The sequence below is a fragment of the Gemmatimonadota bacterium genome, assembly GCA_016209965.1.
Lineage (GTDB): Bacteria > Gemmatimonadota > Gemmatimonadetes > Longimicrobiales > RSA9 > JACQVE01.
Map to the genome: position 1 here is coordinate 1 of JACQVE010000176.1, position 10,615 is coordinate 10,615.

Here is a 10,615-nt window from a genome sequence, read left to right on the forward strand (position 1 = left end):
GACTCCAGAGTCTCGTCGGGGAGGGGGGTATGGCGCGCGTCGAGTGCTGCCACGCCGGCGAGCTGGCGGTCCCATTCCAGCTCCGCGCCGGCGGCGGCCAGCACGCGCACGGTAGCATCGGTGATGGCCGGGCCGATGCCATCGCCAGGGACGAGCGTTACGACCTGGGCCATGACCGCCCCTGCCCTGTCCCCCACTCTGCCGCCATCCGCCCGGCGCTTCCGCTAGGGAATGAGGCCGCGGGCCAGCGCCTGTGCCGCGGTCGGGATGAGGGCCGGATCCTGCAAGTCGCCCGCCACCCCGCGGAACACGCCGAACCACAGGACGTCGCCGCCGATGGTGTCGATCAGCGCCGCAGCGATCTCGACCTGGCTGCCGCCTGCCACGGCTGCCACGTACCCGCCGGCCACGGGCAGCAGCGCGTAGCGCGCGTCCACCAGCGCGCCCAGGCGGCGCAGGTCGCCGAAGAGTGGGTCCCCGATGCGCTGTACCTTGGCGCGGTAGAAGCTGGAAACGGCGAGGGAGTGGAGCTGGATGCCGAGTGCCGGCGTGCGGGCCAGTGCGCGCTCGAGGCGCGGCGGGAAAACCCAGCGCACGCGCGGCCCGCGTTCGCCCAGCCAGTAGGCGATCTCGCTGTCAACATCGTGCTGCTCGCGGCCCGTGCCGGCACCCTCGGCTGCGCGGCCTGCCGGCTGCCCCGACGCCGGCTGCCGGGGCGGCGCCGCCGCTACACTGCCCGGCCAGGTGCCCGGCTGGAGGGGGAGCACCATGACGGTCATTCCGGCCAGGTCCGGCGGCGGCGGCGGCGGCCGCTCGGCGGAGGGCGGAGCCTTGGAGGCGCAGGCCCCGGCCGCGGCCAGGAGTCCGGCGGCCAGGGCACGGGTAGTAAGGAAACGACGACACGGCGACACGGCGACACGGCGAGAGGGGGAGATCCCCTTGTCGCCCAGCCGGGGTGCCCCCCGCCGCGCCCGGGTACGCCCCCTCAGCGATTGGACCATTGCGGCTCGCGGCCCTCGAGGCGGGCGCGCACACCCTCCTCCGCGTCTTCCAGCTCGACCAGGTCGCGCAGGTAGAGGTTCTGCACGCGGAACAGCGCCTCGTCATACGCCGAGTAGTAGGCCTCGTACTGTGCTCGCTTGGCCAACTGCAGGATTGGCCCGCTCTTGCTCGTGATCTCGGCCAGGAACTCGGCGAGGCGGGCGTCGAAACCCTCGACCGGCAGCACCCGGTTGACCAGGCCGTAATGCGCGAGCTCGGCGGCCGTGATGCTGTTGCCCGTGATGATCCACTCCATGGCCTTGCGGCGCGGCGTGACGCGCGGCAGCACGATGGAGGCAATGGGCGGGATGCGGCCGTAGCCTACCTCGGGCAAGGCGAAGGTGGCGGTGTCCGCCGCTACAATCAGATTGCAGATCAGCGCCAGCTCGAAGCCACTCCCCAGGGCCCGTCCTTCCACGGCGGCCACGGCGATGACGTCCAGCATTCGGATCGTCTCGAAGATGCGGCTATACACCTGCAGCGTGCGCTGCACCCTCTCCCTGCGGTGCTCCTGCAGCTCGAGCCCCTCGCAGAACACGCCGCCCGCGCCGCGCAGCAGGAGCACTTCGAGGCCCCGGTTGCCGCGCAGCGAGAGGAGCGCGCTGTTCAGCTCCTCCATGAGCGGCATGTGCAGCAGATTGGCAGGCGGGCGGTTCAGCGTCAGGCTGGCGACCTCCCCCTCGAGGCGCAGTTCCAGGAAGTCGTAGGGCATTTTCCTTGTCACACACAGAGCAGGTCGCCGCCATCCACGGGGATCACCACCCCAGTGATGTGGCGGGCCAGCTCGGAGCACAGGAAGACGACCACGTGGGCTACGTCCTGCGGGTCACCCAGCCGCCGCAGCGCACTCCGCTCGCGGGCGTGGTCCAGCACCTCGGCCGGCACCGCGTCGGTCAGTCGGGTCGTGCGGATGTAGCCGGGCGCCACCGCGTTCACGTTGACGTTGGACGGCCCCAGCTCGAGCGCGGCCGAGCGGGTCAGCCCCAGGAGGCCCGCCTTCGAGGCCGCGTAGTTGGCCAGCCCGAACTCGCTGCGCAGGCCATGGATCGAGCTGACGTTCACGATCTTGCCGTACTGCTGCGCACGGAACGTGGGTGCGACGGCGCGCACCAGGTGGAACGCGCCGGTCAGGTTGGTCTCCAGCACCTCGGACCACTGCTCGTCGGTCATGTGCCAGAGCGCACGGTCGCGGGCGATCCCCGCGTTGTTCACCAGGATATCGAGCCGGCCGAAGGTGTCGCACGTCTCGCGCACGAACGCGGCCACGGCGTGCGCGTCCCGCACGTCGCAGGCGCGGCACAAGACGTTGACCTCCAGCTCGCGTAGCTCGGCGGCGGTGCGCAGCGCTTCTGCTTCCATGCGTCCGTCACCATCATCAACGTAGTTGAAGGCGACGTGGACGCCGCAACGCCCCAGCTCGAGTACGGTCGCCCGGCCGATCCCCGTGGCACCGCCAGTCACCAGCGCGCCACGCCCGCGCAGGTCGCCGGCGCCCAGGGCGGGCCGGGCCTGGGTCTCCTCCACGACCTGGGCGAGGAGCTCCTCCAGTGCCTCGACCTCGTCCAGCACCTTATGGCCGGGCGCCGGCGCACCCGGTAATCCGGAGGACTGGGCGCTGCGCGCCCTCACCGAGCGATCCTGGCTGCAGGCGGCATGACTCCCCGCGCTATGAGGTGGGCTAAGCGCCGAGCAGATCAGGTGTTGCGAGAAGGTGGGCTGCCGACCCCCTGGCTGTCAAGCAAGCCCTGCTCGTCCGCGGCGGCGTGCCCCGGCCGGCGCCGACGCCTACCCAGCCGATTAGCGCGCCCGGCACGCGGTGCTTAGCTTCGAGGGCGGCCGGCCCGCTGCGGCTGGCTTAATGGTCGGATTCTCCGCCCGTTGAAGCACCCGTAAGGCCGGCGCCGTAGTAGGGATCGGACGCCGGAATCCAGCCAACGGTACGGCTCCGCAACGGTTAGTGGTCGAATTCTCAAGTACGGGCGCATTCGGCCGCCTGGTTCCCCGTTACTTCGACTGCCGAAGGAGGCCAAACCATGTGGAAGAATGGCGTAATCCCGGCAATCCTGGCGGCACTGCTGGCCCAGCCGCTGCCCGCCCAGGGGCCGGCTCCGGCGTCCCTGCAGGACGTCCTGGGCAAGTATTACCAGGCTGTGGGCGGGCTCGAGAACTGGAAGGCCGTCCACTCCATGCGCCTGGCCGGCAAGATGTCCTTCGGCCAGGGGTTCGAGGCCCCGATCACCATCACGGCGAAGCGGCCGGCCATGGCGCGCGTCGAGTTCACGATCCAGGGAATGACCGGGATTCAGGCCTTTGATGGCCAGACGGCGTGGATGCTCCTGCCCTTCATGGGGAAGAGCGAGGCGGAGCTCATGCCGCCGGACGAGGCCAAGGCCATGGAGGAGCAGTCCGAATTCGACAGTCCGCTCATCGATTACCAGGAGAAGGGGCATCAGTTGGAGCTGCTCGGGCTCGAGGAGGTGGAGGGCACGCCGGCCTACAAGATCCGGATCACGCTGAGGAACGGCAACATCCGCTACTACTACCTGGACGCGGGCGCCTTTCTGCCCATCAAGACGGAGGGCAAGCGGGTGTTTCAAGGGGTCGAGAGGGACTTCGAAGGCATTATCAGTGACTACAAGGATATTGGCGGCGGGCTGCTCCTCCCCCACTCGCTGGAGAATCGGATCCAGGGCGCGCCGGCCGGGCAGGTCATCACCCTGGAGAAGATCGAGCTGAACCCGGCGGTGGAGGACAGCATCTTCAAGATGCCGGCGCGCAAGGGTTGATGGGACCAGAAAGGGGGCCTGCTATGCGCTATGCCCTGGCTGTCCGCACCTGCACCGCTCTCGTCCTGGGCGGCCTCTTCCCCCTGCCCGCCGCGGCACAGGCCCGCTTCGAAACCGCCAGCTTCGGCGGGCTGCGTGCCCGCGCCATTGGCCCGGCCGTCATGAGCGGCCGGATCGCGGCCCTCGACGCCGTGGCCCGGCGGGATCAGCCGCTCCTCATCTACGTCGGCTCGGCCGGCGGCGGCGTCTGGAAGTCCCGGGACGGCGGGACCAGCTTCCAGCCTGTATTCGACGAGCACCCCCAGTCGATTGGCGCCCTGGCCATTGACCCCTCGAACCCCAAGGTGGTGTGGGTCGGCACGGGCGAATCCTGGACGCGCAACAGCGTGTCCGTAGGCGGCGGCGTGTACAAGACGGAGGATGGCGGGGACACCTGGCGGGCCATGGGCCTGCGCGACTCGGAGCGCATAGCCCGCATGGCCGTGGACCCGGCCAGCAGCCAGACCGTCTGGGTGTGCGCCACCGGCCACCTCTGGGATCCGCATCCGGAGCGCGGCGTCTACAAGACCACGGATGGCGGCAAGACCTGGCAGCGCGTGCTGTACGTGGACGAGGACACGGGCTGCTCGGACCTCGCCCTCGACCCGCAGGATGCCCGCGTCGTCTATGCGGGCATGTGGCAGTTCCGGCGCTGGCCCTGGTTCTTCCGTTCCGGCGGACCGGGGAGCGGGCTGTACAGATCCATGGACGGCGGCGCGACCTGGCGCAAGCTGACCCGCGGGCTGCCCGAGGGCGAGAAGGGGCGCATCGCCGTAGCCGTCGCGCCCTCCCGCCCCAGCGTCGTGTACGCCCTGGTCGAGGCCAGGAACACCGCGCTCTACCGCTCCGATGACCTGGGCGAGAGCTGGCAGGAGGTGAACTCGTCCAGCAACATCCAGGCACGGCCGTTCTACTTTGGGCAGGTCGTGGTGGATCCCACGGACCACCGCCGCGTCTACCGGCCTGCGCTCTGGCTGACGGTCTCGGCGGATGGCGGCAAGAGCTTCACCTCGCCGTTCACCGGTGGGGTGAGTGGCCGCGTCCACGCCGACCACCACGCCCTCTGGATCAATCCGCAGAACCCGCAGGAGCTGCTGCTGGGCACGGACGGCGGCGTGTATGTGTCGCAGGACCGCGGCGTCGCCTGGCGCCTGGTGCGGGACCTGCCCGTCTCGCAGTTCTACCAGGTGAGCTATGACCTGGGCTGGCCGTACAACGTGTATGGCGGGCTGCAGGACAATGGCACCTGGATGGGCCCCTCACGCGCCGTGGGCGGCGTGCAGAACCGGCACTGGAAGAACATCGGCTTTGGCGATGGCTTCCACGCCTTTGTCGACCCGGACGACCCGGACTACATCTACGTCGAGTGGCAGGGCGGCAGCCTGCTGCGCCACCGGAGGTCCACGGGCGAAGTCAAGGACATCCGTCCGTACGCGGGCGCGGGCGAGGCCAGGCTGCGCTTCAACTGGAACACGCCCCTGCACGTCAGCCCGAACCGTCGGGGCACGCTCTACGCCGGCGCGCAGTACCTGCTCCGCTCGCGGGACCGTGGCGAATCTTGGGAGCGCATCTCGCCGGACCTGACCACCAACGACCTGGCCAAGCAGCGGCAGGCGGAGTCGGGCGGGCTTACGCCGGACAACTCGACGGCGGAGAACCACACCACGATCTACACCATCAGCGAGTCGCCGCGGAACCCGGACGTGATCTGGATCGGCACCGATGATGGCAGGCTGCAGCTTACGCGGAATGGTGGGCGGAGCTGGAACAATGTGGCGGCCAACGTTCCCGGTGTCCCGCACGGCACCTGGGTCTCGCACGTCGAGGCCGGACGGCACGCGGACGGCGTCGCCTACGTGACCTTCGACGGCCACCAGACGGGTGACATGAAGCCGTATGCCTACCGCACCCGCGATTTTGGCCGGACGTTCGAGCCGCTGGCGGACGCGGGCGTCGAGGGGTACGCCCACGTTATCAAGGAGGACCTCGAGAGCCCGGACCTGCTTTTCCTGGGCACCGAGCTCGGCCTTTACCTCAGCATTGATGGCGGGGGCTCATGGGCTCGGTTTGCGGGAGACCTGCCGCGCGTCGCCGTGCGCGACCTGGCCATCCATCCTCGGGAGCACGACCTGATCATCGCCACGCACGGCCGGGGCATTTATATCCTGGACGACATCACGCCACTCCGGCACCTGACGCCCGCCGTGCTGAATGCGGATCTGGTGCTGTTGCCCTCCCGCCCCGCCGTGATGCCGCTGGCCAGCGGGCTGCAGGAGTTCCCGGGCGACGACGAGTTCGTAGGCCGCAACCCCTCCGAGGCGGCGAGCATTGTCTACTACCAGAAAGCGCGCCACCTCTTCGGCGACCTCAAGGTCGAGGTGTACGACTCGACCGGCGCGCTCGTTTCCACCATGGCAGGCGGCAAGCTGCGGGGGCTGAACCGTGTCGAGCTGCCCATGCGCCTGCCGCCGCCCAAGATGCCGCCGGCGACCACGCTGGCCCGGACGCTGGTCGGGCCGCGAGTGCCGGAAGGGACGTACACGTTCAAGCTCATCAAGGGGAAAGCCGTCTACGAGGGGAAGCTCACCCTGGTACCGGATCCGCGCTCGAGCCACACGGCGGAGGAGCGGCGGCTGCAGCAGCAAACGGCCATGGAGCTCTACCGCCTGCTCGGGCGTCTCACCTACCTGGTGGATGCGGCCACGGAGCTGCGCGACCAGGCGCGGCAGCGCGCGCAGTCCAGGGCGGCCGGCGGGCTGGCCAGGCGCCTCAGCGCCTACGCGGACGAGCTCGAGGCGTTCCGCAAGAGCGTGGTCTCGAGCAAAGAAGGCGCGATCGCGCGGGAAGAGAAGCTGCGGGAGGAGCTGGGCAACCTGTTTGGTGCGGTCAGCGGCTACGACGGCCGGCCCACGGACTCGCAGCTCCTGCGCAAGGATGTGCTGGCGGGCCAGCTCGAGGAGGCAGCCGGCCGCTTCGCCGCGCTGGCCGGGCAGAAGCTGGACGCGCTCAACGCCTCCCTAGCCGCGCGCCAGCTCGAAGCGCTGCGGCTGCTCACGCGCGAAGAGTGGGCGAGGAAGGATCAGGCCGCCACCACCGATGGCGCCGCGACGCACTCGAGCAGCAGCTTCCCGGCCGTGCTCCGCGCCTCGAGCAGCCGGTGGGCTTCGGCCGCCTCAGCGAGCGGCAGCACGCGGTCGATGCGGACGCGTACTTCGCCGGCTTCCAGCCAGCCGAAGAGGTCGCGGGCGCGGTCCAGCAACTCGGCGCGGTCGCGCAGGTAATCCCCGAGCACTGGCCGGGTCAGGAACAGGGAGCCCTTGCGCGCCAGCAGCAGCGGATCGAGTGGCGGCACGGCGCCACTGGCCTGGCCGTACAGCACCAGCATTCCGCGGGGCCGAAGCGAGTCCAGGCTGCCCTCGAAGGTAGAACGTCCCACCCCGTCGTAGACGACGTCCAAGCCCCGCCCGCCCGTGAAACGCCGCGCCGCCGTCGGGAAATCCTCTCGCGTGTACAGCACTGCCTCGGCCGCGCCCGCGCTCCGCGCCAGCTCCGCTTTCGCCTCAGTCGAGACCGTGGCCAGCACGCGCGCGCCACGCCGCCGGGCAAGCTGCACGAGCAGCAGCCCCACACCGCCCGCCGCCGCATGCACCAGCACGGTCTGCCCCGGCTGCAGCGGAACCGTCGTCTGGGTCAGGTAGTGCGCGGTCAGCCCCTGGAGCAGCAGGGCTGCGGCTGCGGCCAGATCGATGCCCTCCGGAACCGGCACCAGACTGGCGGCGGGGACGATGGCGTACTCGGCATACGAACCGAGCGTGGTGGCATAGGCGACGCGGTCACCCGGGTGCACTCCGGTGACGCGGGCGCCCACGGCATCTACCACTCCCGCCGCCTCGGAACCCGGCGTGAAGGGAAGATTCTGGGGGTAGAGGCCGGTGCGTTGGTAGACATCAATGTAGTTGACGCCGGCCAGGGCGATGCGCACGCGCGCCTCACCCGCGCCCGGCTGCGGCAGCGGCAGCTCCTCCAGCCGGAGCACCTCGGGGCCGCCATGTTCGCTCACCCGCACCGCGCGCATCTGGGCTCTTCAACTTCCTGAGAGAAAAGGTCGGGACCGCGGCGAGAGCGCCGGCCCTGCTTCCGCACACGTAGGGGCTCCGCACCCCTGCCCGGGTGGTCCTAACCCAGCCCCATGCCCCGGGCGATCAGCGCGGGCGGAATCGTTCCCCAGCCCAGCAGCCGGTCGTGGAAGTCGCGCAGGCGGAAGGCGTTGCCCTGCTGCGCGCGGGCCTGCTCGCGCAAGCGCAGGATCTCGCGCTTGCCCACGGCGTAGCTGAGCGGCTGTGTCGGCTCGCCGCAGTAGCGGCGCACCTCGATGGTGGCACTGTGGCGCTCGAGTCCCGCCTCGCGCACGAGGTACTCGATTCCTTGCTCGGGCAGCCAGCCGCGGGCGTGCAGTCCCACGTCTACGACCACGCGGCAGGCGCGCCAGAGCAGCCCGTTGAGCTGCAGCAGGCGCTGGCGAGGGTCAGAGTAGAATCCCTGCTCCCACATCATCTCTTCGCAATAGAGCGCCCAGCCCTCGGCGAAGACGGAAGTGGTGAACACGCGCCGTGGCTCGGTCTCCGCGTCCATGGCGCGGATGAACTGGAGGTGGTGCCCCGGATAGGCTTCGTGCAGCGCCGTGACCGGTATGGCGTAGACCGAATGCTCGCGCAGCACGCGGCCCTCGACCTCGCGCGGCGGCGGGGTCACGAAGAAGAGCCCCGTCTGCGGTGGGTCGTGGGGCGCGGGCATGAGGTAGGCGGCGGTCGGGATGAGTGGCCGGAGGTGCTCGGGCGTGGCGGTGACCTCGAGCGACTCCCCACCCGGTATGCTCACCAGCTCGCGGCTCAGCAGGAACGCGCGGGCCCGCTCGACCTCCGAGGCATAGGCCGAGATCAGGTCCTGCGGCCTCGGGTGCTCGTCCTTGAGCGACTCGGTCAGCGCGCGCCAGTGCTGGCGCGAGTCGATCTCACGGGCGACCCGGGCCAGCGCCTCCTCGGTTTCCCGCTTCAGCGCCTCGCCGTAAGCCAGCAGCGCGTCGGCCGAGTCTTCCAGCCCATGGGCGAAGCGCAGCTTCTTCTCGAATCCGGCGCGGCCGATCGCGAAGTCGCCGGCAGCGCACGGCAGCAGCTCCGTCTCCAGCCAATCCGCGAAGGAGGTCAGCGCCGTGGCCGCCGCGGTCCGGGCGCTGTCCCAGCGCGCGAAGGCAGCGCCCTCCTCGCGCAGCGCGGCGCCCAGCGAGAGCGGCAGCAGGCGTTCGAGCAGGTCCCGGCCGTGGCGCGCCATCTCCGCCGCCGTCTGCACCAGGATGGGCGCCGCCTCGGTCAGGTTGGCGCGCGCCTCCTCCAGCACGCGGCCGAGCTCGAACAGCCGCTCCGTGGCGCGGCGCGCCCGCTCGTGCGCAGGCGCGTAGTCGCGCACCGCCATGAGGTAGAGCGAGCCGAGCGGCGCCTCCAGGTAGAGCACCGGGTTGCGCGCGAAGGTGCGGAGCGAGTCCAGCTCCTCGAGCTGATAGCGGAGCTGATTCACCACCAGCTCGCGATCCAGCTCCTCGCTCGCATTGCGGGGCTCGACCCGCTGGAAGAGCCGCAGATACTCCCGATAGAGGCGCACTCGCTCCGCGAGCGAGGCGGGATCGTAGCGCTCGAGCTCGCCGTCGTGCGCGTGCAGCCCCACGGCGGTCGCGTGCGTCGGATTCTCGCGCCACCAGGCGGCGAAGAACTCCTCCAGCAGCCCGCCGAATTCGCTCATGCCGCGCGACTCGCCCTCAAGGGCCGCCCACCATCAGGCGGTCGCCGCACGCGGCGCCGCGCCGCGCTGCCGGCAGCAGGCGTGCAGCTCGTCATCGGACAGCACCCGGTCCGCGCGCTTGGCCAGCTCGAAGAGCTGCTGCGCCAGCCCGTCGTCGTTCGAGTCGTAGCCGTGCTCCGCCAGCCAGTACTTCACATTGGACATCCCGCTCACGTGGCTCACTTCGATACGCTGGCGCCGGCCGAAGTAGCCGGCCGGCACGCCGGAATACACGCGGTCCGCCAGCCAGTCGTCGCCCTTCGCGCGCGCCTTGATGATCGCCGCCGCGTGCACGCCGGTGCCCGTGCGGAACGCGTCCGCGCCCATCACCGGATAGCTGGGCGGGATGGGGACCCCGGTCGCGCGGGACACGCTCGCGCAGTACTCGGGCAGCCGCGACAGGTCGGCGTCGTGCAGCCCCAGCAGCTTGAGATTCACCAGCAGGATGTCCATCTCCGTGTTGCCCACGCGCTCGCCAATGCCCAGCCCGGTGGCGTGCACCCGGTCGACTCCGGCCTCGACGGCCGCCAGCGTGTTGGCCAGCGCCAGCCCGCGGTCACGGTGGCCGTGCCAGTCCAGCTTCACGTCCTCGCCCGTGGGGCGGACCACCTCCTCGCGGATGAAGCGCACGAGCTGCCGCACGCCCTGCGGCGTGGCGTGGCCCACGGTGTCGGCCAGACAGAGACGGCGGGCGCCGCACTCGATCGCGGCCGTGTACAGCCGCTTCAGCGCTTCGGGCCGCGCCCGCGTGGTGTCCTCCGTCACGTACATGACCGGCAGCTCCTCAGCCACGGCAAAGCTCACGGCCTCCTCCGTGGCGCGCAGCATCCGGTCCAGCGTCCAGTCCTCGGCGTACTGGCGGATGGGAGAGGAGCCGATGAAGGTGCAGGCCTCGATGGGGATGCCCGTCTCCTGAC

At 70.4% G+C, this 10,615-nt stretch carries 8 protein-coding genes; 1 reads left to right on the forward strand and 7 read right to left on the reverse strand.

All coding sequences use genetic code 11. From position 1 onward, the window contains the following. From HY703_07280 to fabG, 4 genes are all read right to left on the reverse strand, one after another. Positions 1-173: NAD-dependent isocitrate dehydrogenase (locus tag HY703_07280; protein ID MBI4544977.1), on the reverse strand; the 173-nt coding region annotated here is incomplete at its 3' end. A 51-nt stretch (positions 174-224) separates the two neighbouring features. Beyond that, on the reverse strand, positions 225-1,001 hold the full coding sequence (locus HY703_07285; GenBank protein ID MBI4544978.1) for a hypothetical protein: 777 nt from the start codon (positions 999-1,001) through the stop codon (positions 225-227). Then, the gene (locus tag HY703_07290) at positions 986-1,753 is read right to left on the reverse strand and encodes an enoyl-CoA hydratase/isomerase family protein (protein ID MBI4544979.1); all 768 of its coding nucleotides are present in this window, start codon (positions 1,751-1,753) and stop codon (positions 986-988) included. Before HY703_07290 ends, HY703_07285 begins: the two co-directional genes overlap by 16 nt. An 8-nt stretch (positions 1,754-1,761) precedes the next feature. After that, complete coding sequence (gene fabG / locus HY703_07295) at positions 1,762-2,670, reverse strand: 3-oxoacyl-ACP reductase FabG (protein MBI4544980.1); 909 nt, start codon at positions 2,668-2,670, stop codon at positions 1,762-1,764. 404 nt (positions 2,671-3,074) lie between these two features. Here fabG and HY703_07300 point away from each other — a divergent pair, with 404 nt between their 5' ends. Beyond that, positions 3,075-3,827, forward strand: coding sequence for a hypothetical protein (locus HY703_07300; protein ID MBI4544981.1), 753 nt, complete (start codon positions 3,075-3,077; stop codon positions 3,825-3,827). A 3,118-nt stretch (positions 3,828-6,945) separates the two neighbouring features. On the opposite strand, the gene HY703_07305 is transcribed toward HY703_07300, so the two are convergent. The 3 genes from HY703_07305 to HY703_07315 form a co-directional block, all read right to left on the reverse strand. Next, on the reverse strand, positions 6,946-7,941 hold the full coding sequence (locus HY703_07305) for a quinone oxidoreductase (GenBank protein MBI4544982.1): 996 nt from the start codon (positions 7,939-7,941) through the stop codon (positions 6,946-6,948). A 101-nt stretch (positions 7,942-8,042) separates the two neighbouring features. After that, complete coding sequence (locus HY703_07310) at positions 8,043-9,659, reverse strand: DUF885 domain-containing protein (protein MBI4544983.1); 1,617 nt, start codon at positions 9,657-9,659, stop codon at positions 8,043-8,045. Between the two features lie 33 nt (positions 9,660-9,692). Beyond that, the coding region (locus HY703_07315; protein ID MBI4544984.1) for a 2-isopropylmalate synthase at positions 9,693-10,615 on the reverse strand (923 nt) is incomplete at its 5' end.